The sequence below is a fragment of the Providencia sp. 2023EL-00965 genome (assembly GCF_033550225.1).
In the GTDB taxonomy this organism is placed as follows: domain Bacteria; phylum Pseudomonadota; class Gammaproteobacteria; order Enterobacterales; family Enterobacteriaceae; genus Providencia; species Providencia manganoxydans.
Genome location: NZ_JAWUEH010000009.1, coordinates 176,281 through 200,382, shown reverse-complemented (window position 1 = coordinate 200,382; position 24,102 = coordinate 176,281). Strand labels below are relative to the sequence as shown.

Sequence of the window (24,102 nt, the reverse complement as noted above, 5' to 3'; positions counted from 1 at the left end):
CAACCAGCTGAGCTGATTCACGTCTGAATTCTGCACTGAAATTTCGTTTTTTCATTAAGGCACCTGTGTTGTTCTGAGGTAAGCATATCACCTCTGTTCAGGTGGCCAAATTTATTAAACCACTACAGATGAACTAGTTGAGCTAGATAATAGAATGAAAAATAACCTTGAAGCAAAAGCTATTTTGGAGCATTCCGGAGGTAAAGATAATTTGGTTTTATTGCAAGCTGTGATGATGTTAAAAAAAGCCAATTGTGATTATATTGCTAACGAAATTTACCAATTGTATCACAGAATGAATACTGAAAAGATGCTATCTGGATACGATAAAAAATTATATAAAAAACTAATAATAAGCGAAGATAGGCGCAATGCAGGAAAAAAAAATGAACATAAAAATAAACAAGAGATAATCAACGTTATGGAAAAAACATGGATTAAACATCAATCTATGTCACAAACAACTATGATAAAAAAAATAAGAGAACACTATAAAGTATCAGAAAAATCTTTATTAACATGGATTAAAGAAAATGAGTTATTACCACCGAAACCGCCAAAATATACTAGCGGTGAGCTCGTTTTCGATTAATAAGCTAAAAGCCCGTTTTTGCCATAGTAAAAACGGGCTACTCTATGGAAGATGCTAGTAACTCCACTGTAAAAGCAAGCTTTTAGTCTATTCCTGCTAATATCTATGTTTCATAGTAATACCCGACGATAACTAACAATATACGGTAATAACTATGGAACAAATTAATACTGATAAAAAACTTTCTCGCAAAGAAGCAGCTAAAGAGCTTTGTATAAGCCCTCAGACACTTGCCAATTGGGCAAGCACTGGGCATGTAAAAATCCCATACTATAAAATTGGTAATAAAAAGGTTTTTTATTATAAATCAGATATTGATGCTTATATTGCGTCCACTCGTACAACTCACACGCAATAATAAACCTATCAATACTTAGGTACTAAATCATGAAAAAGAAAAATAACAGCTTAATTGCTGGTGGTTTTGCTCACTCAAAAATCCAGTTAGAAGATATTACAGCAACAACATTTGCAGACTCATTACCTATTATTAAACGTGATTTTAACGGCCAGTTAATCAATTGTGTGAGTGCTAATTCATTACATGAAGTATTAGGTGTAGATACTCGATTAACTGACTGGATTAAACGTCGTATCAATGAATATGGTTTTACTCAAGGGGTAGATTATTTAATTGTAGAAACTTTGAGCGACTCAAAATTGAGTAGCGCAAAATCTAGACAACAAATTAAACACGAGTACCTAATCACTTTCAATATGGCTAAAGAGCTAGGAATGGTTGAGCGTACAGAGCAAGGTCGGTTAATTCGTCAATACTTTATCAAGTGTGAGGAAGAACTACACAACGTAGCACCAACTATTACCAAGCAATTACGCCAGCAACTTAAATCACGACTAAAAGTCGCAAGTTACTTTAAGCCTATGTGTATAGCGTTAGATCTGGCTCGCATGGAACAAGGCAAAAACACACTACCACGGCATTATACAATTGAATCAAATATGTTGAATCGTATTGTATTTGGTGGACTAACAGCCAAAGCATGGGCAAAACAGAACGGCATTATTGGTAATGCTCGTGATTCCATGAGCGAGACTCAATTAGAACACCTTTCATACCTTGAGCAAACTAATACAACGCTAATTGAATTAGGCATGAGTTATTACGCGCGTAAAGACAAGTTAATCAATCTATCTCAGAAGTGGTTAGCGCAACGTGTAAAGGTAAGCCAATGAATATTAAAAAAATTAATTTCGGCAAAATAGGATTGCTCAATATTTGCGCTCCCCAAAACGGGGGAGGTCAACATTTAGCCAACAATAAGTTATTTGGTGAATTATTGCCTATTGTCTACCAAGTGAACGATTCCCTACAAGTGAGTGGGGAGTCGGTTAAAGTGGACGCCCATACTAATACTGTAGCTTTAAGCTACGGTTTTAATAATACGTTAAGTCTGATCCGTAATGCGTTAAGTAGCCAAATATTAACCACTACCGTAAATTCGGTAGTGAATACTTATCAGTTGGTTACAGGCAATAAAAAAGGTAGCACTGCGAATGCTACCTCTTCAAACAACAACTTTATAAATCATTGTGCCAATGACAATAGCGATAATAACGCAAATTTATTCAATATCCTAGTTCAGCGAGGATTGATTGTTAATTATTCGCCTGATTGCTTAGTTTTGCGTTTTTCTGATTTAAGTTTTTTTTCACAAGCATCAATAACCCATGCTGAAAAGTTGGAATTTTCACGCTCTACACTTGAGTCAATTTCTTCAAGTAATTCATGTGGAAATCTAATTCCTTTGGTTGTTGATTTATTATTTTTATATCCAGTAGCCATATATAGGGTTTCCTTAAATTGGTGTAGGAACACTATACAGGAATTTTTTCAATTTAAAATACTTGACGTGTTCATACACTTAGATATAAGGTGTTTGTGCACCTTGGTTTATTCTGGTGCAGAAATAGCAACGCCCCGAAGTGCTAGGAACACTATCGAGGCGTTTAACCACAATGTTAAACGAGGTAACACTATGGCTATGTATAAGTCTACCCAAACTCACCCTAAATTCCTATGGCGTTTTTTCTCATGCCAGCAATTTAAATACTTCTTGGTTGAAGCCACCAGCGAACAAGAAGCACGTTCTATGCTACCTGATTCCCCTTGCCTATTCTCTGCGCGTATTCGTCAGGGGGCAAGCCATGCGTAACCCTCAAGCTAATGAATTCTACACTCATAAAAATGGTGAAACCGTCAAAGTATTATCGGTTCAATTTAATAGAGTGACGTTTATCCGTGATGGTTTTGATAGCCCAGTGATTTTATCTATCAGTCAGTTCAGTAAAGAATTTACCTATGCAGGGAGGGCTTGATCATGGGTATTAAAGTTTCAGTTAAAACCTCTTATGAGCTATTAGCCTCAGCAACATTAGCCGGTGATTTAGTCGATTTGATTAAAGAGATTGCTTGCAATGGAGATCCCGAATTAGTTCGGTTTATACCGACAATATCTATTCTTGCGTCTGAACACTGCGGAAAATTAATTACTGATATTAATTTGATAGATATTAACGCTAGTAGCAAGGGAGCTTAATCATGGCTGATATTTACAATGTTATTGTGCGTAATGATCTAGATAAGCTGGAGACAGACGAACTAAAAGAAATTGTCATGTATGCAGAGGAAGCCACCCAAGGTTTGGCGTTAGCCTTAAAATCAGTGGGTCAATTAGCTTTTCACTCCCTAAATAGTGAAGAATATACTGACCAACAAGCTAGGGATCATCTTAGTGGGTTAAGTGATTTATTGATGTATTTACCCCGAATCATGTGTGGCATACAGCAAAACCTATTGACTGCACAATTTGAAATTAGCCGTCGTGAGGGGTGAGCCATGATCAGTAAATTACAATTCAACCAATTAACTGAAAAAGTTAACCAATATGAAGCGCGTTTGACTGAACTGGAACAAGCCATAGCCGCTATGCAACGTAAACAGACTATTCCCGAGGGTATGGCGCCATTAACTACTCTTGCGGCTGAAATGGGGCTATCCACCAGCAAGGCGGAACTATTGGCAAAAAATTGTGGTGTGCTGGTGGTACGTCAAGGTAATCAATTAATTGTTAATGAGGCTAAATTTAGGCAAGCAGCATTAATTATTATCAAGGCAGCAAAACGCAAGTACGGCAGTAAATACTGGTATCACCCCTTAATCGGTAAATTCACCATGACTAAGCAGGTGGCAAAATGACTGAACAAGCCCATATTGCCCCAGCTATTTCAGATGCCTTGTTTTCCTGTGTTTATCGTTGGGTACATGGCGATCCAATTAGTGAATCGGAAACCTTAGCCGCCATTCAGCGACACGCGAAAGAAGATGATCCGTATTGCCAGTTAGCCAAGCGGCTAAAATCGGTTGCTGTTGATAACACTAATTATGATTGGATGTGCGAACAGGGGTATATCCAAACCGACAATGACAAACAGAGAGAATCACGATCATCTCTTATTTTGGAGTATTTAGGCGAACGAGAACTTAAAGCTATTCTGACTGATGCCGAGCGATTATTTCGGTTATTTCCACCTGAACCCAAAAAGGCAAAGAAAAGTAGTTTACCGCTCAGTATTGGCTCTATTGGTTATGATGCCCGTCAGGATTATGTGATTAAAGGTTATTTACCTGCTTTATCACTGTGTAGCATTTATGGCCCGAGTGGTTCGTATAAATCATTCCTTGCGGTGTCTTGGGCGTGTCATATTGCCTCGGGTAAAACTTGGGCGGGCAAACGTGTTACTGATGGGGCGGTGCTCTATGTCGTTGGTGAGGGGGGTATTGGTGTACCAAGGCGTATTAAGGCATGGGAAAAAGTGTATAACCAGGATAAGCCCCTAACCTCATTATATTTAGTTAACCGTCCTGTTTTCCCTGTTCGGCATCAAGAGGTTAACGAGGTGCTATTAGCCGTTAATTACATCAAAGAAATGACGGGTAAGAATGTGGAGTTAATTGTATTCGATACCTTAGCCCGTTGTTTTGGTGGCTCTGATGAAAACGATGCGCGAGACATGGGGGCTTTTATCGAGGGATGCGACACTATCAAGCGAGAATCAGGGGCTACGGTGCTGGTGGTTCACCATTCAGGCAAAGATGAAGCTAAAGGTGCAAGGGGTTCTAGCGCGTTCCGTGCGGCTTTAGATGCAGAATTTAACGTGAGGCGTGAGGATGAGAATAAAGCCTTGATTTTAAGCTGTACCAAAATGAAAGATTCCGAAGAACCCCAGCGGCACGCTTATGATTTGCGTACGGTTGAGTTATTCCATGATGAAGATGACGAACTTATCACCTCATTAACAGTGATGGATAAGCCAAGAGAAGTAAAAGAAAGCGATCCGGCTTTAGCGGGCATTACTCGCCTTTCAGATAACCATATTGCGTTATGGCAGTCGATACGAAGCCGTACCAGTCAAAATGAGCCTTGCACGATTGCCATATTGAAAGACGACTTAAAGGCGGTGCTAGGGGCTGGGGCTGGTGCTGTAAATAAGAGCTTTTCTCGCTGGCTAGATAAGCTGAAAACGGAGGGATTGATTAGAATAGAGGGGGATAATGTCTACCCTGTAAATTCAGACTAAGTGCGGCATTCGCGCGGCATGGTGCGGCAATTGATTATTTTTCGCTCACTTTGCCGCACTTCCCGCGCATATACACAAGCTAAGTGCGGCAATTCAAAAAAATACTGATGTAGCAATGAGTTACAAGATTTATCAAAAAAGAGGTGCGGCATAAGTGCGGCAAAATTTAAATGCGGCATTCGCGCGGCAAGGTGCGGCAAAACAGTAACGGAGTTAACAATGGTTAAAGCAGAAACATTAGCAACACAAGCAACTAAAACCGCCCATGAATGGCTGATTGATGCTAAGGAAGCAATAGACAGCGTTTTTGGTGATGGGTATGCAGAAAAACACCCTGAATTAGTCTCAGGGTTTATACAGGCTGCCGCTTTAGATCAGGCGGGTATGTATTTACGGGCAATCGCCGAATCATTAGAAAATAATCAATAGGAAATAAATATGGACAATATGACAACGTTACGTAATGAATATTTAGATGATCGTCAAATTGATAGTTTAGAAACTATGTCCCTTGAGGAGTATAAATATCATGTAAAAGCCGATCACTTTTTGTTTGTGGAGGGGCACGGGTTTTTAGTGGATGATTTTACAGGTCGTCCTTTTGCTAAAAGCCAAGAGCAACTGGATATATTCATTGCTTACTTGCAAGAAATACGCGAAAAAATGCCAAAACATGATAAACGATATCGTTAAAAGTAAAGTTATGTAAATTAATATTACTCATGTTTTCGGATGCTTACTGCATCATACTTGGGGTGTTTTCTTTAAATTTTTCAGATATATATTAAGAAGTGGCACTCAGACGTGAGCCGCCACTTGACCGTTTAATCCTTGCTCCTCAGACAGGCATCTCCAGTTAAACGGTCATCCCCTTTCTCGAGCTGGTTTCACGTCTTAACATTTATTGTTTACGGAAACCACTTCATGAAAAAACTTATCGAATTACGCCAACAAAAGGCAACCCTCACCGAGCAAATGCGCTCACTGCTCACCAAAGCAGAAACCGAAAAACGTTCACTCACCGAAGATGAAGCGAAAAACTTTGATGAATTGCGTAGTCAGTCGGAATCCCTCAATACTGAAATTGCCCGTTATGAAGCGATTGCAGACGAAGAACGCAGCCAAGCCGGTAAACACGTATTAGGTGATAAAACCGTCAGTAATGATGAATTACGTCATTATATCCTGACAGGGGAAACCCGTACTTTATCGACAGGGGTTCCGGCTGATGGTGGCTATACCGTTATTCCTGAGTTGAATAAACAGATTATGCAGCAATTAACCGATGATTCGGTAATGCGTAAAATTTGTACCATCAAAACGACCCACAGCAATGAATATAAACAATTGGTTTCTGTTGGTGGTGCTAAGGTCAATCACGGTGAAGAGGGTCAAGCCCGTACCGAAACTGGCACACCAAAACTAGAAGAAGTCAGTATCAAATTATTCCCTATCTATGCCTATCCAAAAACCACCCAAGAAATTATTGATTTTAGTGATGTAGATATTCTGGGCTGGTTAAGCACTGAAATTGGCGACACGTTTGTTGATACCGAAGAAACGGATCTTGTCACAGGTGACGGTACGAAAAAAGCAAAAGGGTTCTTGGCTTACCCTCGTGAAGCTAAAGCCGATAAAGATCGCGCATTTGGCACATTGGAAAAACTCGACGTTGCCGCCATTGAAGCCGATAGCTTGATTGACCTGAAATTTAAATTACGTGCGAAATATCGCAAAAATGCGGTTTGGGTGATGAATTCCAATACTGCCGCTAAAGTGCAGAAGCTGAAAAATGGCAATGGGGATTATATCTGGCGTGACCGTTTACAGTCTGGCGATCCTGATACCTTGTTAGGCTTGTCAGTTCATTACCTCGAAAACATGGCTGATGATGTGATTGCATTGGGTGACTTTAAACGGGGTTATTTCATTGTGGATCATGAAACAGGTACGCGCACTCGTCCTGACAATATCACTGAGCCGGGCTTTATCAAAGTTCACACCGATAAATATTTAGGGGGTGGGCTGGTGGATTCTAACGCGATTAAGGTGTTGGAAGTTAAAGCAGCCGGTGAATAACCGAGGGGGCGTTAAGCCCCTTTCTTGTCAGGAATACCTATGAAAAATACCGATTTAGAAATTCGTACCGCGACCCTTTCAGCCAATAATCAAAAGCTGGTGGGCTATGTGATTAAGTGGAATAGCCGCTCTCATGTGCTCTGGGATGAATTTGTTGAACAGTTTGCACAAAACGCCTTTAGCAACAGTTTATCCAGTGGTGCTGATGTTCGCGCACTTTATGAACATGATTATACCAACTTATTAGGTCGTACTACCTCTGGCACATTACAACTCACCGAAGATGCGACAGGGTTACGTTTTGAGTTAACTCCACCCGATACGCAATTAGGGCGCGATGTACTCACATTGGTTGAACGGGGTGATATTGACGGTATGAGCTTTGGTTTTCGCGCGATTAAAGATCAGTGGGATATTAGTCAAGAACCGTATGTCCGTACAGTATTGGAAGCCGAACTCCGCGAAATTACGATCACCAGTTTACCTGCTTACCCTGATAGTGGGGTAGAGATTGCTAAACGTTCATTAACGACCACTAAGCCCCAATCCCCTGATTTGAGGGAAAAATGGTTATCATTATCTGAGGTGGAATAATGTGGCCATTCAAACGTAAACCCACCGAAGCCCGTAGCCTAAGTATTGATGAGTTTCTCTCACTGGCAGGAATATCAAATACTAATTCTGGTGAACATGTTAGCTCGTCAACAGCTGAGGGATTGCCGGCCGTGATGAATGCCGTCACTGTAATTAGTGAAGCGATTGCCTCAATGCCGTGTTTTTTGTATCGAGTCCACAATGATAAAGGGCGCGAATCAAGGGAGTGGTTAAGTGATCACCCTGTTGATTATCTGCTCAATGAAAATCCGAACGATTGCCAGACCGCTTTTCAATTTAAGCGTACCTTAATGCGTCATTGTTTATTAAATGGGAATGCTTATGCAGTGATCACTTGGGGTAAAGACGGACAGCCAAAAGCTATACACCCTTACCCACCGAGTGCGGTAGTTATCAATCGATTAGGTGAGCATCGATACAGCTACACCATTACCGAACCCTATAGCGGCAAGGTGAAAACCTACTTACAAGAAGAAATTTTACATTTACGTTATGCCACGGACGACGGCTTTTTAGGTCGCTCCCCTGTCACCATTTGCCGTGAAACATTGGGTTTAGGGTTAGCCCAACAACGTCACGGGGCTAGCATCATGAAAGATGGCATGATGGCATCGGGGATCATTAAATCGGGTGAGTGGCTTGATAGCATCAAGGGAGCTAAGGCATTAGAAGCCCTTGAGCGTTATAAAGGGGCGCGAAATGCAGGAAAAACCCCGATTCTTGAGGGTGGAATGGAATATGAGCAGCTAGGCATGAGTAACCAAGATGCGGAATGGTTAGCTTCAAGGCGTTTCACTATTGAAGATATCGCCCGCATGTTCAATATCAGCCCCATCTTTTTACAAGAATATTCAAACAGTACCTACAGCAATTTTAGTGAGGCTAGCCGCGCTTTGCTCACTATCACTATGCGCCCGTGGTTAGCTAACTTTGAGCAACAAATTAAATCTGCCTTGTTACTCACCTCACCCGTTCCGAATGTGCGTTATCAAGTGGAATTTGATACGGCTGATTTACTCCGTGCTAACCCTACAGAGCGTTTTAGAAGTTATGAGACCGCGATTAAATCCGGTGTGATGTGTCCGAATGAAGCCCGTGAGCGCGAGGGATTGCCACCGCGTGAGGGTGGGGATGAGTTTAGTCAGGCTTGGAAGCAAACGGTCGAAGTTAAAAAAGAGTCTGATGAGGTGAAAGAGTGAAAACCGGAAGATTAAGGCATCACATCACGATCCAAAGGGCAGAGCTTACTGAAATGCCGTCAGGCTCTTATATCACTACGTGGGTAAATGTCGCCACGGTTTCAGCAGAAGTAAAGGCGATCAGTGGGCGTGAGTTGATGGCATCAGGCATGGCGATGAGTGAAGCAACAGTGCGTATCTGGTTACGTTACCGTGCGGATATTACCACCTCTCATCGTGTCGTTTATCACAAGTTAAATACGGTTGGCGATAAATTCGGCATTGTGGCGGTTATCCCTGATACAAAACACACCTTATTAGAACTGCTTTGCAAGGGAGGGGTATTTAATGAGTAAGCCCGAAATCACGCTAGAAGAAATGAAGTTGCATTGCCGTATTGATGATGATTACGACGATGCCATCTTAATTGTATATGCCGATGCCGCACTGGAAGTTTGCCAACAACATATTGGTAAACGGTTTGATAATGGATTGCCCTTCACCTCAGCAATTAAGGTGGGCTGTTTGATGTATATCAGTTTGCTGTATGAGAATCGGGAGATGGTCGGCTCTGATGGATTGAAAGAAGTGCCCCTCACTATTGATTCTCTATGGTCAACCTATCGAGATGTAGGGGTGTACTAGATGGCATGGCAACCCCTTAAGCGTTGCAGCTATCAGGGCTGTAAGCAGCGTGTGAAGTCTGGTCGATGTGATGAGCATAAGCGAGAAGCCAGACGACAACAGGATAGCCAGCGCGGAACGCGAACGGAACGAGGCTATAGCAATCGATGGGGAAGATATCGTTTACAGTACCTTAAGGCCAACCCGTTATGTGTGCATTGTCTGGAACAAGGTGCATATACCCCTGCCGTTATTGTTGATCACATTATCCCGATTGAGGGTGACAGTGATGTACTGTTCTGGCCTGAATACAACCATCAACCCCTCTGCCAGTCTTGCCATAACCGAAAAACACAGCAACAGGACCCAATAACCAAGCAAAAGCGTAAAAACGGTGTTTATCGAGAGTTGGAAGCAAAAGCAGCACAACATCATGATTGGCGACACGAGTATAACCAAAATGCGTGAAGATGAAATAAATCAGCTAGTTAAAGGACTACTAAAGCACAGTGAACCGTACCGTAATCGGCAACAAAAAACGCCTACAAAGCCTGTAGCAAGGCGTGTAACACAACGTGATAAAGAGCTAATGGATTGCTTTAGAAACCGTTAGAAAGGCACTCAGAGGGGGTGGGGTATCAAAAATGACAAACGCCCTCATCTCAGGAACCGAACGCCTCCTCGAATTTTTACGCACGGTAATTTTTTTGAAAATAATTTACTAGGAAAAATAACAAGTTATGGCAAGAGCACCCAAACCCCCCGTTTATCTTAATGAAATAGCCGCTAAAGAGTGGAAAGCAAAAGCCAAAATATTGGCTGAACGTGACGATCTTACTTTAGCTGATTGGAACAATTTAGAATTGTATTGCGTCAATTATTCAATGTACCGCAAAGCCGTTGAGGACTTAGACAATCGCGGGTTTAGTATTACCAATAGCCAAGGTAGTGAGAGTCGTAATCCCTCACTCAGTGCCAAGGCTGATGCTGAAAAAATCATGATAAAAATGTCCTCACTACTTGGGTTTGATCCGGTTTCTCGTCGTAAAAATCCGATTGAAACAGACGAAGAGGACGAGTTAGATCGCCTATGAACGCATGGGAGCAGTACGCGAGTGACATTAAAACAGGCAAAATCCCTGCCTGTCAGCGGCTAAAACAAGCCGTTGAGCGTTACTATAATGACTTAAATAACCCGCTTTACACCTTTGATAATGAGATTGTAGAGCGTTTTATCGGGTTCTCTCGTGTTTGTCCGCACGTCAAAGGGCACTTGCGAGGTAAGCCGATAGAGCTTGAGCCGTGGCAGCAATTTGCCTTTGCTAATCTCCTAGGTTTCAAGGTGGTTGCAACGGGGCGCAGAAAGTACCGCAGTGCCTATATTCAAGTTCCCCGCAAAAATGCCAAATCTACCGTAGCCGCTATTCTGGCCAACTGGTTTTTAGTGATGGAAAACGGGCAGCAAGATATTTACACCGCAGCCGTGAGCCGAGATCAAGCGCGTATTGTGTTTGATGATGCCCGTCAAATGTGTGTGTTATCTAAACCACTTAAAAAACGGGTAGCCATACAGCAACATAAAGTCGTTAACCCTAAACGAAATAGCATATTAAAGCCCCTTGCAGCTAAGGCGGCAACCATTGAGGGAACAAACCCCAGCCTATCTATTGTTGATGAGTATCACTTGCACCCAGATAATGCGGTCTATTCTGCCCTTGAGTTAGGGATGGGAGCACGTCCCGAGGGGATTTTATTTGCTATCACAACCTCTGGTAGTAACGTTGTTTCAGCCTGTAAGCAGCACTATGATTATTGCTGTCAAATTCTTGACGGTGAAGAACAAAACGAATCTTTATTTGCCTTGATTTATGAGCTGGATGATGAAAGCGAAATTGATGATGAACGCCTGTGGATCAAAGCAAATCCTAATCTAAATGTGTCGGTTGATGGTGACGCACTGCATGATACGATACAAAAAGCGCGAGGGATCCCTTCACAATGGACGGAAATGTTAACCAAACGTTTTAATATCTGGTGTCAAGGTGAAACCCCGTGGATGGGCGAGGGGGCATGGTTAGCCTGTAAAATGGACTATGCCGAAACTGATCTTAAAGGCTTAGAGTGTTACGCAGGCATGGATTTATCTTCTACGGGTGATATTACTAGCGTTTGCTACACCTTCCCCATTGATAATGAATTGTTGTTATTGACTCGTCATTATATCCCCGAAGCCCAGCTACAGAACCCTGCCAATAAGAACAGGGCTATTTATCGTCAATGGGTTAAATCAGGTTGGCTACGAACTACACCAGGAGATTGCATTGATTATGATCGCATTCGTGACGATGTGCTCAGAGATAGCCAAGTTTTTGATATCAAACTCACAGGCTTTGATACATGGAACGCCACCCACTTAAGAACCCAGCTACAAGGAGCAGGGCTAGACGTTGAGCCATTCCCTCAAACCTACATGAAATTTAGCCCTGTAGCGAAATCCGCCGAGGTATTCGTTAACCGTAAAATCATCCGTCACAATGGCGATCCAGTGCTTGCGTGGGCAATGGCTAACGTGGTGATGGAAACAGACGCGAACGCCAATATTAAGCCGAATAAAAAGAAATCCGCTAACAAGATTGACCCTGCAATCGCTTTCTTAATGAGCTTTGGTACATGGCAGATAGAGCATGAAGACTTTGCTTTCAATTTAACAGGTGAACAAAAAGAACGCTTAGCCTCTTTTGATGGTGTGTAACTCATTTGTTTTAGGTGCACCTAATTTGGATTAAAAATAATGAAAAAGAAAAAAGTGAAATTGAGCCCAATAGCCACCATTACCGGAGTAGTAACGAAATGCCCTCAGCGAGTCGCTACAACTACTGATAAGGTGATGGTGTCAATGATGGTTGAAGTACAGAGTGATAAACGTAGTAATTACCCCATGAGGGTTATAGGTTTTGATGAACGGGCATTGAGTTTGATGTTATGCCGAAAGGGGCAAACAGTTACGATTACAGGAAGATCCTCTTACTGGCATGGGTACCAGTTAGTTATGCAAGATATTAGCTTACCCTAACACATTCACCCTCAATAAAATCTTCCCCATTATCTTCATACTTAACAAGGTTACATTGCCCTGGTAAACCATATCGACTAACAACGCAACGAACACCAGGGGAATCACCAGAACCTTGAGTCCGATTTTGACGTCGTTCATAGCTTGATACTTTTTCTAATAACCCGTCAGAAACCATGCTATCTAGCGTTCTACGCGCTGATTCAACAATACTTTTCTTGTTAAAAGAATCCATGCCATTGAGTATGTAAGCAACTCCAGCAACGTCAAAAGGTGGTGCGCCTATTTGACTAGTCACCCATTCGAGGTTATCAGCCTCAAACAAATTCATTATTTCTTTTTTACGTTTAGTCATTCTCATTTGTACAATTCCTTATTGTAGGTGATATCTATCCTACAATAAGGAATTCCCCTATACAACGAAAGTAACTAAACTATGATGAAATTCCCTAACAAATAAATACAGAGGATCTAGATGAAGAAAATACTAAACAGCCTTGAAACCATTGCATATAAATTAAACGAAATACTACAACAAAAAAGTAAAAGAAAAATATCAAACGATATGATCGCTCTGCATGAAGAATTTTCATCACTATACAAAGATGTGAGAGAAAAACATGGAGAGCTAAGCGAAAGCATGGAAGAAATATTATATGAGTTGCTTATGGATATTCGCTGGGGGAGAGAAACCAGTGTTATGGATAAGATAAATGAGGAAAAACAAAAATATTAAATACCCTTAAATACCTGTGATTACCGCTCGCTGGTATCCTATAGGTATCCTAGAAAAAACTAAGGAGTCACGCTATTAACGTAACTCCTTGATAAATTTGGTGGCCCCTGCTGGACTTGAACCAGCGACCAATCGATTATGAGTCGACTGCTCTAACCAACTGAGCTAAGGGGCCAAAGTGGGAGCGATTATACGTGCTGTTTTATCTCAGGTCTAGTCTTTCCAAACTGTATGGCGATTTTCTATCCAATCACTTACACAGCCTTATCGTTCAGCAAGATAGCATCATCAAAAACTATTATTCATAATGAAATAATGATGCTTTTTTCTTGCTGTATTTGCGTTTATAAGAGACTTTTCCAACATATATTTACAGTAAATAATTTATAAAAAATGAAATATTCCTGATAAAGCCCCAACAGAATCTGTTTTATAGTTTAAACATCGAAACAGCATAATTAATTGATATAAAACAATAATATTTATCTACATTAGGTGAGTATGTAGGTAGATGATTAACAACAGGATCTTAACGATGAAAAAAGTACGTGCTGTTCAATACGGTTGTGGAAAAATGGGCAAGTTCTTGATCCGTTACCTACAAGAACATGGCGCTGAAGTCGTAGCGGCTTTTGATATCAATGAGGCGCTTATTGGCAAAGATATTGGTGAAATATCGGGTACTGAGTTAACAGGAGTTAAAGTTCAGCCCTTGAATGAAGCCGAAGCAACATTATCTCGTTTAAAACCTGACGTCGGCGTTATCGCAACGCTGAGTACCATGGCTGACTTAAATGACGCATTTTCCCTCTTTGCTCGCCTAGGCATCAATGCGATTTCGACTGGCGAAGAAGCCCTTTATCCATGGAATTCATCACCTGAAATAACTAAAGAACTCGATCAACTGGCAAAAACGACTAATTGCACCCTAGCAGGTAGCGGTTATCCAGATATGTACTGGGGTGTACTGATTGATACCTTAGCCGGCTCTATGCATAAGCTAACCAAGATCAAAGGCTCTAGCTGCTATAATGTTGAAGATTATGGGATAGCACTCGCAAAAGGCCACGGTGCTGGATTAACTGTGACTGAGTTTAATCAGCAAATTGGTAACTATAATGATCTTCCTTATGCGGAGATCTCACAAAAAATAGAAAGTGGCGAATATGCTCCACCTTATATGTGGACACAAAACGGTTGGTTAGCTAGCCGTTTAGGGCTGACTATAACCAATCAAACTCAGCGTTGTGTTCCTCAAATTGCTACCGAAGATATCTATTCAGATACCTTAAAAATGACGGTTAAAAAAGGTGATGTCTTAGGTTTATCTGCGCTTGTGATCACCGAAACTGCTGAAGGCATAACCTTAGAAACAGAATGCATTGGAAAAATATTAACGGCAAATGAGTGTGATAAAAATAGTTGGCAATTTATTGGTGAACCAAATACAGCCATTGAAGTGAATAACCCAGCAACGGTCGAATTGACCTGTGCTAATCTGGTTAATCGCATACCTGCACTGATCAAAAGCCCTGCGGGTTTCATTACAACAGAGAAAATGCCAAATAATGTCTTTATGACTAAACCAATGCACGAATACTTATAACAGCATAAGTACATGGAGCGCATTAGAAGATGTGCTCCATAATCACTACCGTGGTTTAACCATTTGCCACTCTAAATGGCGTTTGATCGACGGCCATTCGGACAAGATAATGCTATAAACACAGGTATCGCGTAGTTCTCCTGTCCGTGTATAAACATGGCTTCTTAAAATACCATCGAGTTTTGCCCCCAAACGCTCAATCGCTTTACGGCTTTGCTGATTCAAAAAATGAGTTCTAAACTCCACAGCAACACAAGCTAGAGATTCAAAGGCATATTGCAATAATAAAAATTTTGCCTCGGTGTTAATGGCTGTACGTTGAACTTCTCGGCTATACCATGTCGCCCCAATTTCAACCCTACGAGTCTCATGATCGACTTTATTATAAGCCGTCATACCTACAGGGTTGCCTGTTGTTTTATCTATCACAACAAATGGCAGCATTTCTTGTTTTTGATAAAGCCCCAGCCGCCTATCAACATCTTTACTGACATTTTCAGGCTCAGGCACCGAGGTATACCATAAATTGTGTAGACCATCGCGTTGTATAATATGGGAAAATTGCTGGTCATATTGATGAGATAATAGCTCAAGTCGTACAAATTTCCCTTCAAGTTCAATCACCTGACATATATTTTTCATGGTTTACCTCTATATTGAACGCTCTGACTATTTCTACAGGTGAATTGTGACAGAAGTATAAAATAATACGTAATTATCATTGACGCTAACTATATACAAATAAAACACATGATAAATATCACATTTTTTTAACATATTTTTCTATTAACCATTTTATTGAGCTACAGTTAACTCCTCTGACCTGTCATACTCGTCATTCTTCAAGTTGCAGCGCTTTGCGTTAAGGTATGGTGACTACGTTCACTCGCACGAGTCACATTTCCTAGCGGCTCGTTCACTTGTCGCCTAGCTGCGCCTCGAATTATTTAGAGTAGAATAAGACCCCTTAAGGGAGCAAAATATGAGCAATTTCCCACATCTTTTTTCCCCTCTCGATTTGGGGCACACTGTATTAAAGAACCGTATTTTAATGGGTTCAATGCATACCGGCCTTGAAGAGCACCCTGAAGGTAGTCAACGCTTAGCTAATTTCTATCGATTACGCGCAGAAAATGGCGTTAGTTTGATCATTACTGGTGGAATTGCACCAAATAAAGAAGGTGCATTAACAGCCCATGGTGCCGTACTTAATTGCCCTGAGCAGCTACCTTTTCATCAAGCGATCACTCAGGCAGTTCATCAAGCCGACGGTAAAATCGCCTTACAAATTTTACATGCGGGTCGCTATGGTTTTCACCCACATATCGTTGCTCCCAGTGCCATTCAAGCTGAAATTACCCCTTTTGCACCCAAAGCGTTGACTGAACAAGAGATAACTCAAACTATTGATGATTTCATCAACACGGCAAAACTTGCACAACAAGCGGGGTATGATGGCGTTGAAATTATGGGTTCAGAAGGTTATTTAATTAACCAATTTATTGCTAAACGAACTAATCATAGAACTGATCAATGGGGTGGTAGCTACGAAAACAGAATTCGTTTTCCATTGGAAATTGTTCGCCAAATCCGCCAGCACGTAGGGGCGAATTTTATTATTATTTATCGACTTTCGATGCTTGATCTCGTCGAAGATGGCTCTAATTGGCAAGAAGTTCTCTATCTAGCCAAAGCTATCGAGCAAGCAGGTGCAACCATGATTAATACAGGTATCGGGTGGCACGAAGCTAGGATCCCAACCATCGCTACACAAGTACCACGCAGTGCATTTAGCTGGGTAACTGAAAAATTAATGGGGCACGTCAATATCCCACTGATCACAACGAATAGGATCAATGACCCTTTTGTTGCTGAACGGATCCTTGCCACTGGGCAAGCCGATATGGTTTCCATGGCACGCCCATTCCTTGCTGATGAGGCATTTGTACGTAAAGCACAGGAAAATCGTGCCGATGAAATCAATACCTGTATCGGTTGCAACCAAGCCTGCCTTGATCAAATTTTTAACGGCAAACTCGCCTCTTGCCTTGTAAACCCACAAGCCGTTAGAGAACTTGACTATCCAAATGAAAAAGCCACGCAATTGAAATCTGTTGCTATCGTTGGTGCCGGCCCTGCGGGGTTATCATGTGCGATTTATGCAGCTAAACGCGGACATAAAGTGACCTTGTTTGAAAAATCAGATCAGATCGGTGGCCAATTTAATATGGCGAAGCAGATCCCTGGAAAAGAAGAATTCTATGAAACGATCCGCTACTTTTGCCGCCAGCTCGAACTACTGAATATTGATGTTCGCCTTGATCACCAAGCTGATATTAATGACTTAATAGATTTTGATGAAGTCATTATTGCAACGGGCGTTGTGCCACGGGCCATTCATTTGGAAGGGGTAAATCATCGAAAAGTATTATCTTATATTGATGTTTTGCTCGGTAAACGCGTTGTTGGCCACTCTGTTGCGATTATTGGTGCTGGTGGTATTGGTTTTGATATCGCGGAATATTTAAGCCAAAAAGGCCAAAGCAGTAGTTTGAATCCACCATTATTCAATCAAGAATGGAATATCGATACCAATATTCATTCCGCAGGTGGATTGTTCAAACATTCATCCCCCCCAATACAATCTCCTCGACAACTTTATTTGCTGCAACGTAAAAACAGTAAAGTTGGAGCTGGTTTGGGGAAAACAACAGGTTGGGTACATCGCTTATCATTAATGAAACGAGGTGTACAAATGCTAAATAGCGTTGAATATATGAGCGTTGATGACGATGGGCTGCATATTCGACATCAAGATCAAGTACGCTGCTTACCTGTTGATAATGTTATTCTTTGTGCAGGGCAAGAACCTTATCGCCCTTTGAAAGAGCAGCTATCACAACGTGGGATCAACGCTTATGTGATTGGTGGTGCTGATGTTGCCGCAGAGTTAGACGCAAGAAGGGCAATAGAGCAAGGCATGCAAGTCGCCTATCAATTATAAGGTTATAAGGTGTTCGCCGCTTATACCGAGCACAACACCCTATATTAAGATAGGGTGCAGCTAACATCTCGCTGCACCCTAAATTATTTAGAAATAAAAGTGGGTTTATTTCATCATTCACGGATCTTTCTGTGAAAATTGAGCTTCTGGATCAATTAACTTTTCATCTTCAGACAAACAAACCGCGGCGGTAAATAATACGTCAGTTGATGAATTAAGTGCAGTTTCTGCGGAATCCTGTAACACACCAATCATCACTCCTACCGCGACCACTTGCATAGCAATTTCATTGGAAATACCAAACATATTACAAGCCAGTGGGATCAACAATAATGAGCCTCCAGCAACACCAGATGCCCCACAAGCACACACCGCGGCGACTACGCTCAGCAATAATGCCGTTGGAATATCAACAGGGATACCTAATGTATGTACGGCTGCTAATGTCAGCACTGTAATCGTAACCGCAGCCCCACCCATGTTAATGGTTGCACCTAATGGAATCGAAACTGAATAAGTGTCTTCATGAAGGTTCATACGGCGACACATTCCCATATTTACTGGAATATTGGCTGCCGAACTGCGGGTAAAGAAGGCGGTAACACCGCTCTCACGTAGACAAGCAAAAACCAGCGGATAAGGGTTACGTTTAATTTTCCAGTAAACAATGATTGGGTTAACAATCAGCGCTACGACCAACATACAACCAATCAATACAGCCAATACATGGAAGTAGCCTTTTAGAGTAGCAAACCCTGTAGTCGCAATGGTCGACGCAACCAGTCCGAAAATACCAAGAGGTGCTAAACGGATCACCACTCTTACTAGCTGAGTGACGCTTTCTGAGAAGTCTTGGATCATACTCTTAGTGGTATCACTTGCGTGGCGTAAAGCAATCCCTAGACCGATTGCCCAAGCAAGAATACCAATATAGTTACCTTTGATCAGTGCATCGACTGGATTAGCAAAAATATTGATTAATAAACCCTTAAGCACTTCAGCAATATTACTTGGAGGCGTAAGTTGAGTATCACCAACGGCTAAAACAAGGTTTGATGGAAATAAAAAGGATCCCATTACCGCAACCAATGCGGCAAAGAAGGTACCTAATATATACAATACTAAGATTGGACGAATACTGGTTTTTTGCCCTTTACGGTGATTAGCAATCGATGCCATAACCAGTACCCAAACTAAGACTGGTGCAACCGCTTTTAACGCACTAACAAATAAATCCCCCAACAATGCAACGTTTTTTGCTCCTGTTGGCCATAACCATGCCAGTAAAATACCCGCAATTAAACCAACAAGTATTTGTTTAACTAAACTGCCTCTTGTTACGGCCTGCCATAACCCCATTCTGTTCGTTTCCATAGAAGACCCATATATTATTTATCATTATTAGGAATAAAATGTGCTTGCCTTGTCAGTATAAGGAATAATTGTCTTCTGAAAAGGCGATTAGTTTAAATATAGACAATAATTTATTTGTTTTAACAATATATTTACATATCTGTGATCTTAACTGTATTTTGTTTCTTATAGTAGGATAGGGGATGATAAAATGTATGATGGTTTTCAATCAATTAAATAAAAAAAGCACTCATACTAATGATGAGTGCTTTAATTTTAAATTGATGTTAAATGTTAATAATGAGAGGCGTTTCGTTTATTGACGATCGTATTGATAATCAAAGTAATCACTAAAATGGCAGCCACCACACCAAGCGAAATCGCGGTTGGAATATGGTAAACATCCATTAATAGCATCTTGACGCCAATAAAGGTTAAAATCACCGCTAATCCATACTTAAGCATACTGAATTTTTCAGCAACACCGGCGAGCAAGAAGTACATTGCACGCAGACCCAAAATCGCAAATAGATTTGATGTGAGTACAATAAATGGGTCAGTCGTGACAGCAAAAATTGCAGGGATGCTATCAACAGCAAATATAACATCACTAATTTCAACTAAGATCAGTACTAAAATCAACGGTGTTGCAAATAACACACCATTGCGTTTGATAAAAAACTTCTCGCCATGCAACTCATCGGTCATACGTAAATGTGAACGTACCCATTTGACTAATGGCTTATCATTAATGGGGGAATCGTCTTCTTTGGCAAACGCCATTTTAAGTCCGGTAAACAGCAGAAACAGGCCAAATAGGTATAGGATCCAGCTAAATTGGGTGACTAGCCAACTACCCGCAAAGATCATAATCGTACGCAGTACGATGGCACCGAGCACGCCATAGACCAATACTCTTCTTTGTAGGTTAGCAGGGATCGCAAAGTAGCCGAACAACATTAACCACACAAATACATTATCAACCGCAAGTGCTTTTTCTAGTAGATAACCCGTTAAAAATGCCATTGTTTGGCTATTCGCAAATTCAGCGCTAACAGTGTCGTTGAGATACCACCAGAACCCACCAGCAAAGATCAGTGATAAAGTGACCCAAAGAATACTCCAAGCCGCAGCTTGTTTCATCGACATCGCTTGTCCTTTGTGCTTACCTTGCCAAAACAAATCGACAAGCAACATGAACAAGATTATGGCCGCAAAACTACCCCATAAAACAGGATTACCCACAGAGTGCATATAATTTCCTTAAAAACAAAAAACGGCTGACATCTCAGAAGACGCCAGCCGCTTTAAACTGTTTGAACCTAAAGTGACCACTTTTTGGTTGTAAACAACGTGCAAACCTCGCCTTCTGGCAAGGTCTCACTTACAACACAAAAGCCCTAGGATCAGGAAATTGTGGTGCTCGGCTACCGGGCGCAATGTGTGCACCGTAATGACGATAAACCGACAAGAAGAAGTTACTCCCCTTTGCTATAACGAGTAAGATAGGGTAATTAGTCCTAAAATGCAATCATTAGCCTTCAATATTTCAATAAATTTTTTGAGGAAATGATCCATAATGAAAAAACACTTTTTTATCATTTTTAGCTTAAAAACTACTGATAGTATCTATTTTGACGTCACTTACCGCACGAAAGACAATTTGTTCATAGGATCCCTTCAATGAAAAACTTAAATGAATTCTAAAAATAGAGTAAGAATTTACTGTTTAGTTATTTTCGCTTTTGTTAAAGTGGGCATGCTTTAAACTAACAGCCTGAGGGAACATGACTTTTCACTTAGGTATTCGCATAATCCATGTCTCCCTGCTCAACAATAAGATTGTTGCTGTTATTGCCGTTTAGGAAACATTAATGGAATTAGTTAAAGAACTATTTTTTGCCCTTTGGCATCAAGACTATGCAACCCTATCCAACCCTGCGTTGGTCTGGGCTATTTACTTTATGTTATTTGCAATTCTTTTTCTTGAGAATGGGGTTCTCCCTGCCGCATTCCTACCAGGTGACAGTTTACTGATCCTTGTTGGTGTTCTCATTGCAAAAGGTACACTGAGTTACCCATTGACGATTGTTATTTTGACAGCTGGTGCAAGTCTAGGGTGCTGGGTTGGCTATATTCAAGGACGATGGCTGGGTAATACTAAGTTGGTAAAAGGTTGGTTAGCACACCTCCCTGAACACTACCACCAACGCGCTTACGGCCTGTTTCATCGTCATGGCCTAGCAGCACTATTGATAGGTCGTTTCTTAGCTTTTGTTAGGACATTATTACCGACAATCGCAGGGCTCGCAGGCCTACAAAATGGTCGTTTTCAAGTGTTTAATTGGCTAAGTGGCCTACTTTGGGTGCTGATCCTAACTGCAATTGGTTTTGGCTTTGGTAAAAGCCCGATATTTCTGCAATATGAACACCACATTATGAATGTGCTGATGTTGATCCCTGTAGGACTATTGATCCTTGGTCTTATCGGCAGTATCGCAGTGGTCGTCAAGAAAAAGCTCTCAACCAAGAAATAAGTTCACTATTAAGCGAGAGGGCAATCCACCTCTCGCTTTATCTTTGATTTATTGCCAACCCTTAGCCCCCTTTAGTGATAACAATTTACTAACAAAAATTTCACAATACTTCTTCTTATTTAAAATTAAATACGCTTTTACATTAATTTAATCAATAAATAGGCAATCATTCATTGCACTTATAGCAAAAATAGTTATTGTTAAGACTGGCATTATATTTTTCTATACTCTAATCATTTGAAGTACAGGTAAACGACAAGTGAACAAACCTGCAACTTAAAGTATGACGAGTATATTGATTAATTAACTTATCGGAGGCTCCACCATGTCATCGAACCATTCATCAGAAGAACTACGCGCAGAACTCAAAGCACTGGCAGACTCTTTAGAAGCGATGCTCAACGATACCGGAAACAAATCAAAAGAAGAAATAGAGAGCCTAAAACATAAAGCACAAGATGCCCTGTCATCTTCACGCGCTAAACTCAGCCAAGCTGGTGAAAAAATCACTGAGCAAACCAAAGAAATTGCCGGTCGTGCAGATAATTATGTTCGCGAAAACCCATGGACAGGTATCGGTATTGGTGCAGCTGTTGGCGTTGTTCTCGGCGTATTGCTCGCTAAACGTTAATTCATATGGAACAACAAGAGCGTCAAGGCCCCGGTAAAGGGGTCCTAGCTACCTTGCAGCGCATTGCTGGCATCGCAGTACAAATGGTAGAAACCCGCATTCAATTAATTGCGGTTGAGTTAGAGGAAGAAAAAACCACCCTAATTCAACTTATTTTAATGGCGGGTATCACTCTACTATTTACCGCCTTTGGATTAATGTGTCTGCTTGGTCTGATCTTTTGGTCAGTTGATCCTATTTATCGCTATCAAGCTCTAGCGATTACCACAGGTGTTCTTATTTTGTTAGCCATTATTGGGGCTATTTGGACACTCAAAAAAGCGAAACAGTCGACTTTACTTGGTGCAACCCGCGAACAATTAAAGAAGGACTCAAAAGCTTTGGTAGGATCAGATAATGAACAAAAGTAAACGCCAATTGCTAGTCGAAAAAAAACAGCACCTGATCGACAAAATTGATCAACAACGTGCTGCGTTATCTGCCGCTTCTGATGACTGGTTACAAGTCACTGAGCCTTATGATCGCACATGGAAAGTTATCGTCACTTTTAGGCCAATTTTTATGGCGGCTGCGGGTTTACTGTCTATCTATACCATTAAGCGCCCAAAGCGAATTTTTTCTTTAGGAAAAAAAGCGCTCGCTACTTGGGGTGTCATCCGTACTATCCGGGGCGCTGTCAATTCTAATCAGAAATAATCTCTCCCTTTAAAAAAACCTGAGGCGACTTAAGTGATCGCCTCAGGTTTTATTCGTTCAAAATCCATACTTCAAATTTTTTGTCCATCTTTGTTAATATCCTTTGCTTTTTATTGAACTAATAAATAATTACTATACGTACATCAAATGATTTCTAATCATTTAGTGCTAAAAACAACGTTATATAGTGACAAATATTGAATTTATTAGACATTTGCTGACCAAGTTAGCTGGAGAATCTTAATGAAAAATTTAGAAAATGGTGTTTTATTACTTGCTCGTATTATGATGCCAATTCTGTTTATTGTTGCTGGGTATGGCAAATTAGGTGACGCTTATGAAGGCACCCAACAATATATGCAAGCAATGGGTGTTCCAGGGTTTTTATTACCTTTAACTATTTTATTAGAACTGGGTGGTGGACTAGCCGTTCTGTTTGGTTTCCTAACACGAACAGTGGCTATTTTCACGGCTGGGTTTACTGTTTTAACCGCTCTGCTGTTCCATATTGATTTTAGCGTTGGACCAAATAGCTTGATGTTTATGAAGAATATGACGATTGCGGGAGGTTACTTACTCCTTGCTGTGACTGGCCCAGGGAAATTCAGCATCGACTATTTATTAAACAAGAAATGGTAATACAATCATCATTATGCCCTCTTATACTCTAACTAATTCAAGGGAAAGCATAATTCGGCAAGCTAATTGCCGCCCCCTGTAATTTGCAGTATGACGCAATATTCATCCTAGCCATTGCCCCCAATACTCTGTCCGGTTTG

34 protein-coding genes and 1 tRNA gene are annotated in these 24,102 nt (G+C 41.1%); 29 read left to right on the top strand and 6 right to left on the bottom strand.

Translation table 11 applies throughout. The features are described from left to right. The first annotated feature begins 154 nt into the window (after positions 1–154). From SC428_RS13215 to SC428_RS13205, 3 genes are all read left to right on the top strand, one after another. The gene (locus SC428_RS13215) at positions 155–592 is read left to right on the top strand and encodes a hypothetical protein (RefSeq protein WP_318707964.1); all 438 of its coding nucleotides are present in this window, start codon (positions 155–157) and stop codon (positions 590–592) included. 154 nt (positions 593–746) lie between these two features. Further along, positions 747–950 carry a helix-turn-helix domain-containing protein gene (locus SC428_RS13210; protein ID WP_318707962.1) on the top strand — a complete coding sequence of 68 codons (204 nt, stop codon included), beginning with the start codon at positions 747–749 and terminating at the stop codon, positions 948–950. Positions 951–979: 29 nt separating this feature from the next. Beyond that, positions 980–1,786, top strand: coding sequence for an antA/AntB antirepressor family protein (locus SC428_RS13205; RefSeq protein ID WP_318707960.1), 807 nt, complete (start codon positions 980–982; stop codon positions 1,784–1,786). A gap of 427 nt (positions 1,787–2,213) precedes the next feature. On the opposite strand, the gene SC428_RS13200 is transcribed toward SC428_RS13205, so the two are convergent. Further along, positions 2,214–2,396 carry a YlcI/YnfO family protein gene (locus SC428_RS13200; RefSeq protein WP_318707958.1) on the bottom strand — a complete coding sequence of 61 codons (183 nt, stop codon included), beginning with the start codon at positions 2,394–2,396 and terminating at the stop codon, positions 2,214–2,216. 193 nt (positions 2,397–2,589) lie between these two features. Between SC428_RS13200 and SC428_RS13195 the strand changes: the two genes are divergently transcribed. The 18 genes from SC428_RS13195 (at position 2,590) to SC428_RS13110 (ending at position 12,760) form a co-directional block, all read left to right on the top strand. Further along, positions 2,590–2,766 (top strand): host cell division inhibitor Icd-like protein, encoded by a 177-nt coding sequence (locus SC428_RS13195; protein WP_318707956.1) that lies wholly within the window; start codon positions 2,590–2,592, stop codon positions 2,764–2,766. Then, positions 2,759–2,929 (top strand): DUF4222 domain-containing protein, encoded by a 171-nt coding sequence (locus SC428_RS13190; protein WP_166686623.1) that lies wholly within the window; start codon positions 2,759–2,761, stop codon positions 2,927–2,929. Before SC428_RS13195 ends, SC428_RS13190 begins: the two co-directional genes overlap by 8 nt. A 2-nt stretch (positions 2,930–2,931) precedes the next feature. Further along, positions 2,932–3,150, top strand: a complete 219-nt coding sequence (locus SC428_RS13185) for a hypothetical protein (protein WP_166686624.1) — start codon at positions 2,932–2,934, stop codon at positions 3,148–3,150. A gap of 2 nt (positions 3,151–3,152) precedes the next feature. After that, positions 3,153–3,446, top strand: a complete 294-nt coding sequence (locus SC428_RS13180) for a hypothetical protein (RefSeq protein ID WP_166686625.1) — start codon at positions 3,153–3,155, stop codon at positions 3,444–3,446. Positions 3,447–3,449: 3 nt separating this feature from the next. Further along, a complete protein-coding gene (locus tag SC428_RS13175; RefSeq protein ID WP_318707948.1) occupies positions 3,450–3,809 on the top strand; it encodes a hypothetical protein in 360 nt (119 codons plus the stop codon). Then, positions 3,806–5,191: a helicase RepA family protein gene (locus tag SC428_RS13170; RefSeq protein ID WP_318707946.1), complete on the top strand. Its 1,386-nt coding sequence runs from the start codon at positions 3,806–3,808 to the stop codon at positions 5,189–5,191. The genes SC428_RS13175 and SC428_RS13170 overlap by 4 nt, the downstream gene beginning before the upstream one ends. Before the next feature lie 219 nt (positions 5,192–5,410). Then, entirely contained in the window at positions 5,411–5,620 is a 210-nt protein-coding gene (locus SC428_RS13165; RefSeq protein ID WP_318707944.1) for a hypothetical protein, read from the top strand. Between the two features lie 9 nt (positions 5,621–5,629). Then, positions 5,630–5,884 (top strand): hypothetical protein, encoded by a 255-nt coding sequence (locus SC428_RS13160; RefSeq protein WP_318707942.1) that lies wholly within the window; start codon positions 5,630–5,632, stop codon positions 5,882–5,884. Between the two features lie 231 nt (positions 5,885–6,115). Then, positions 6,116–7,270, top strand: coding sequence for a phage major capsid protein (locus SC428_RS13155; protein ID WP_318707940.1), 1,155 nt, complete (start codon positions 6,116–6,118; stop codon positions 7,268–7,270). Positions 7,271–7,309: 39 nt separating this feature from the next. Further along, positions 7,310–7,864 carry an HK97 family phage prohead protease gene (locus SC428_RS13150; protein WP_318707938.1) on the top strand — a complete coding sequence of 185 codons (555 nt, stop codon included), beginning with the start codon at positions 7,310–7,312 and terminating at the stop codon, positions 7,862–7,864. After that, positions 7,864–9,084 carry a phage portal protein gene (locus SC428_RS13145; protein ID WP_318707936.1) on the top strand — a complete coding sequence of 407 codons (1,221 nt, stop codon included), beginning with the start codon at positions 7,864–7,866 and terminating at the stop codon, positions 9,082–9,084. Before SC428_RS13150 ends, SC428_RS13145 begins: the two co-directional genes overlap by 1 nt. Continuing rightward, on the top strand, positions 9,081–9,419 hold the full coding sequence (locus SC428_RS13140) for a phage head closure protein (RefSeq protein WP_318707935.1): 339 nt from the start codon (positions 9,081–9,083) through the stop codon (positions 9,417–9,419). The genes SC428_RS13145 and SC428_RS13140 overlap by 4 nt, the downstream gene beginning before the upstream one ends. Next, positions 9,412–9,708, top strand: coding sequence for a head-tail connector protein (locus tag SC428_RS13135; protein WP_318707934.1), 297 nt, complete (start codon positions 9,412–9,414; stop codon positions 9,706–9,708). The genes SC428_RS13140 and SC428_RS13135 overlap by 8 nt, the downstream gene beginning before the upstream one ends. Further along, on the top strand, positions 9,709–10,155 hold the full coding sequence (locus tag SC428_RS13130; RefSeq protein ID WP_318707933.1) for an HNH endonuclease signature motif containing protein: 447 nt from the start codon (positions 9,709–9,711) through the stop codon (positions 10,153–10,155). Beyond that, positions 10,148–10,300, top strand: a complete 153-nt coding sequence (locus tag SC428_RS13125; RefSeq protein ID WP_318707932.1) for a hypothetical protein — start codon at positions 10,148–10,150, stop codon at positions 10,298–10,300. Before SC428_RS13130 ends, SC428_RS13125 begins: the two co-directional genes overlap by 8 nt. Before the next feature lie 127 nt (positions 10,301–10,427). After that, a complete protein-coding gene (locus tag SC428_RS13120) occupies positions 10,428–10,781 on the top strand; it encodes a phage terminase small subunit P27 family (RefSeq protein WP_318707931.1) in 354 nt (117 codons plus the stop codon). Continuing rightward, the gene (locus SC428_RS13115; RefSeq protein ID WP_318707930.1) at positions 10,778–12,439 is read left to right on the top strand and encodes a terminase large subunit; all 1,662 of its coding nucleotides are present in this window, start codon (positions 10,778–10,780) and stop codon (positions 12,437–12,439) included. The genes SC428_RS13120 and SC428_RS13115 overlap by 4 nt, the downstream gene beginning before the upstream one ends. A 39-nt stretch (positions 12,440–12,478) precedes the next feature. Beyond that, the gene (locus tag SC428_RS13110; protein ID WP_318707929.1) at positions 12,479–12,760 is read left to right on the top strand and encodes a hypothetical protein; all 282 of its coding nucleotides are present in this window, start codon (positions 12,479–12,481) and stop codon (positions 12,758–12,760) included. On the opposite strand, the gene SC428_RS13105 is transcribed toward SC428_RS13110, so the two are convergent. Continuing rightward, entirely contained in the window at positions 12,747–13,121 is a 375-nt protein-coding gene (locus SC428_RS13105; protein WP_318707928.1) for a hypothetical protein, read from the bottom strand. The two genes, SC428_RS13110 and SC428_RS13105, sit on opposite strands and share 14 nt — an antisense overlap. A 114-nt stretch (positions 13,122–13,235) precedes the next feature. Here SC428_RS13105 and SC428_RS13100 point away from each other — a divergent pair, with 114 nt between their 5' ends. Next, complete coding sequence (locus SC428_RS13100; RefSeq protein ID WP_318707927.1) at positions 13,236–13,496, top strand: hypothetical protein; 261 nt, start codon at positions 13,236–13,238, stop codon at positions 13,494–13,496. 98 nt (positions 13,497–13,594) lie between these two features. On the opposite strand, the gene SC428_RS13095 is transcribed toward SC428_RS13100, so the two are convergent. Further along, a tRNA-Ile gene (locus SC428_RS13095) sits at positions 13,595–13,671 on the bottom strand. A 360-nt stretch (positions 13,672–14,031) separates the two neighbouring features. Between SC428_RS13095 and SC428_RS13090 the strand changes: the two genes are divergently transcribed. Next, positions 14,032–15,102 (top strand): dihydrodipicolinate reductase, encoded by a 1,071-nt coding sequence (locus SC428_RS13090; RefSeq protein ID WP_140186520.1) that lies wholly within the window; start codon positions 14,032–14,034, stop codon positions 15,100–15,102. Positions 15,103–15,147: 45 nt separating this feature from the next. Here the strand turns inward: SC428_RS13090 and SC428_RS13085 are convergent, their stop codons facing one another. Continuing rightward, positions 15,148–15,744 carry a GNAT family N-acetyltransferase gene (locus SC428_RS13085; RefSeq protein ID WP_070928904.1) on the bottom strand — a complete coding sequence of 199 codons (597 nt, stop codon included), beginning with the start codon at positions 15,742–15,744 and terminating at the stop codon, positions 15,148–15,150. 340 nt (positions 15,745–16,084) lie between these two features. On the opposite strand from SC428_RS13085, the gene SC428_RS13080 reads away from it, so the two are divergent. Continuing rightward, positions 16,085–18,106, top strand: a complete 2,022-nt coding sequence (locus tag SC428_RS13080) for an NADPH-dependent 2,4-dienoyl-CoA reductase (RefSeq protein WP_070928905.1) — start codon at positions 16,085–16,087, stop codon at positions 18,104–18,106. A gap of 117 nt (positions 18,107–18,223) precedes the next feature. On the opposite strand, the gene sstT is transcribed toward SC428_RS13080, so the two are convergent. Both sstT and SC428_RS13070 read right to left on the bottom strand, forming a co-directional pair. After that, positions 18,224–19,480, bottom strand: coding sequence for a serine/threonine transporter SstT (sstT, locus tag SC428_RS13075; protein ID WP_070928906.1), 1,257 nt, complete (start codon positions 19,478–19,480; stop codon positions 18,224–18,226). A 273-nt stretch (positions 19,481–19,753) separates the two neighbouring features. Next, on the bottom strand, positions 19,754–20,713 hold the full coding sequence (locus SC428_RS13070) for a TerC family protein (protein ID WP_070928907.1): 960 nt from the start codon (positions 20,711–20,713) through the stop codon (positions 19,754–19,756). A 620-nt stretch (positions 20,714–21,333) separates the two neighbouring features. On the opposite strand from SC428_RS13070, the gene SC428_RS13065 reads away from it, so the two are divergent. The 5 genes from SC428_RS13065 to SC428_RS13045 all read left to right on the top strand — a co-directional run bounded on the left by SC428_RS13065 (position 21,334) and on the right by SC428_RS13045 (position 23,962). Next, on the top strand, positions 21,334–21,996 hold the full coding sequence (locus SC428_RS13065) for a DedA family protein (RefSeq protein ID WP_070928908.1): 663 nt from the start codon (positions 21,334–21,336) through the stop codon (positions 21,994–21,996). A 325-nt stretch (positions 21,997–22,321) separates the two neighbouring features. Continuing rightward, positions 22,322–22,627: a DUF883 family protein gene (locus tag SC428_RS13060; protein ID WP_070928909.1), complete on the top strand. Its 306-nt coding sequence runs from the start codon at positions 22,322–22,324 to the stop codon at positions 22,625–22,627. Positions 22,628–22,632: 5 nt separating this feature from the next. Further along, the gene (locus SC428_RS13055) at positions 22,633–23,037 is read left to right on the top strand and encodes a phage holin family protein (RefSeq protein WP_070928910.1); all 405 of its coding nucleotides are present in this window, start codon (positions 22,633–22,635) and stop codon (positions 23,035–23,037) included. Further along, complete coding sequence (locus tag SC428_RS13050; protein ID WP_140180895.1) at positions 23,024–23,323, top strand: YqjK-like family protein; 300 nt, start codon at positions 23,024–23,026, stop codon at positions 23,321–23,323. Before SC428_RS13055 ends, SC428_RS13050 begins: the two co-directional genes overlap by 14 nt. A gap of 243 nt (positions 23,324–23,566) precedes the next feature. Continuing rightward, positions 23,567–23,962 (top strand): DoxX family protein, encoded by a 396-nt coding sequence (locus SC428_RS13045; protein ID WP_140180897.1) that lies wholly within the window; start codon positions 23,567–23,569, stop codon positions 23,960–23,962. The last annotated feature ends 140 nt before the right edge of the window (positions 23,963–24,102 follow it).

Bases quoted from the DNA above. Each gene is read 5' to 3' on its own strand.
- SC428_RS13215 (WP_318707964.1), top strand. From the start codon at position 155: ATGAAAAATAACCTTGAAGCAAAAGCTATTTTGGAGCATTCCGGAGGT.
- SC428_RS13210 (WP_318707962.1), top strand. From the start codon at position 747: ATGGAACAAATTAATACTGATAAAAAACTTTCTCGCAAAGAAGCAGCT.
- SC428_RS13205 (WP_318707960.1), top strand. From the start codon at position 980: ATGAAAAAGAAAAATAACAGCTTAATTGCTGGTGGTTTTGCTCACTCA.
- SC428_RS13200 (WP_318707958.1), bottom strand. From the start codon at position 2,396: ATGGCTACTGGATATAAAAATAATAAATCAACAACCAAAGGAATTAGA.
- SC428_RS13195 (WP_318707956.1), top strand. From the start codon at position 2,590: ATGGCTATGTATAAGTCTACCCAAACTCACCCTAAATTCCTATGGCGT.
- SC428_RS13190 (WP_166686623.1), top strand. From the start codon at position 2,759: ATGCGTAACCCTCAAGCTAATGAATTCTACACTCATAAAAATGGTGAA.
- SC428_RS13185 (WP_166686624.1), top strand. From the start codon at position 2,932: ATGGGTATTAAAGTTTCAGTTAAAACCTCTTATGAGCTATTAGCCTCA.
- SC428_RS13180 (WP_166686625.1), top strand. From the start codon at position 3,153: ATGGCTGATATTTACAATGTTATTGTGCGTAATGATCTAGATAAGCTG.
- SC428_RS13175 (WP_318707948.1), top strand. From the start codon at position 3,450: ATGATCAGTAAATTACAATTCAACCAATTAACTGAAAAAGTTAACCAA.
- SC428_RS13170 (WP_318707946.1), top strand. From the start codon at position 3,806: ATGACTGAACAAGCCCATATTGCCCCAGCTATTTCAGATGCCTTGTTT.
- SC428_RS13165 (WP_318707944.1), top strand. From the start codon at position 5,411: ATGGTTAAAGCAGAAACATTAGCAACACAAGCAACTAAAACCGCCCAT.
- SC428_RS13160 (WP_318707942.1), top strand. From the start codon at position 5,630: ATGGACAATATGACAACGTTACGTAATGAATATTTAGATGATCGTCAA.
- SC428_RS13155 (WP_318707940.1), top strand. From the start codon at position 6,116: ATGAAAAAACTTATCGAATTACGCCAACAAAAGGCAACCCTCACCGAG.
- SC428_RS13150 (WP_318707938.1), top strand. From the start codon at position 7,310: ATGAAAAATACCGATTTAGAAATTCGTACCGCGACCCTTTCAGCCAAT.
- SC428_RS13145 (WP_318707936.1), top strand. From the start codon at position 7,864: ATGTGGCCATTCAAACGTAAACCCACCGAAGCCCGTAGCCTAAGTATT.
- SC428_RS13135 (WP_318707934.1), top strand. From the start codon at position 9,412: ATGAGTAAGCCCGAAATCACGCTAGAAGAAATGAAGTTGCATTGCCGT.
- SC428_RS13130 (WP_318707933.1), top strand. From the start codon at position 9,709: ATGGCATGGCAACCCCTTAAGCGTTGCAGCTATCAGGGCTGTAAGCAG.
- SC428_RS13125 (WP_318707932.1), top strand. From the start codon at position 10,148: ATGCGTGAAGATGAAATAAATCAGCTAGTTAAAGGACTACTAAAGCAC.
- SC428_RS13120 (WP_318707931.1), top strand. From the start codon at position 10,428: ATGGCAAGAGCACCCAAACCCCCCGTTTATCTTAATGAAATAGCCGCT.
- SC428_RS13115 (WP_318707930.1), top strand. From the start codon at position 10,778: ATGAACGCATGGGAGCAGTACGCGAGTGACATTAAAACAGGCAAAATC.
- SC428_RS13110 (WP_318707929.1), top strand. From the start codon at position 12,479: ATGAAAAAGAAAAAAGTGAAATTGAGCCCAATAGCCACCATTACCGGA.
- SC428_RS13105 (WP_318707928.1), bottom strand. From the start codon at position 13,121: ATGAGAATGACTAAACGTAAAAAAGAAATAATGAATTTGTTTGAGGCT.
- SC428_RS13100 (WP_318707927.1), top strand. From the start codon at position 13,236: ATGAAGAAAATACTAAACAGCCTTGAAACCATTGCATATAAATTAAAC.
- SC428_RS13090 (WP_140186520.1), top strand. From the start codon at position 14,032: ATGAAAAAAGTACGTGCTGTTCAATACGGTTGTGGAAAAATGGGCAAG.
- SC428_RS13085 (WP_070928904.1), bottom strand. From the start codon at position 15,744: ATGAAAAATATATGTCAGGTGATTGAACTTGAAGGGAAATTTGTACGA.
- SC428_RS13080 (WP_070928905.1), top strand. From the start codon at position 16,085: ATGAGCAATTTCCCACATCTTTTTTCCCCTCTCGATTTGGGGCACACT.
- sstT (WP_070928906.1), bottom strand. From the start codon at position 19,480: ATGGAAACGAACAGAATGGGGTTATGGCAGGCCGTAACAAGAGGCAGT.
- SC428_RS13070 (WP_070928907.1), bottom strand. From the start codon at position 20,713: ATGCACTCTGTGGGTAATCCTGTTTTATGGGGTAGTTTTGCGGCCATA.
- SC428_RS13065 (WP_070928908.1), top strand. From the start codon at position 21,334: ATGGAATTAGTTAAAGAACTATTTTTTGCCCTTTGGCATCAAGACTAT.
- SC428_RS13060 (WP_070928909.1), top strand. From the start codon at position 22,322: ATGTCATCGAACCATTCATCAGAAGAACTACGCGCAGAACTCAAAGCA.
- SC428_RS13055 (WP_070928910.1), top strand. From the start codon at position 22,633: ATGGAACAACAAGAGCGTCAAGGCCCCGGTAAAGGGGTCCTAGCTACC.
- SC428_RS13050 (WP_140180895.1), top strand. From the start codon at position 23,024: ATGAACAAAAGTAAACGCCAATTGCTAGTCGAAAAAAAACAGCACCTG.
- SC428_RS13045 (WP_140180897.1), top strand. From the start codon at position 23,567: ATGAAAAATTTAGAAAATGGTGTTTTATTACTTGCTCGTATTATGATG.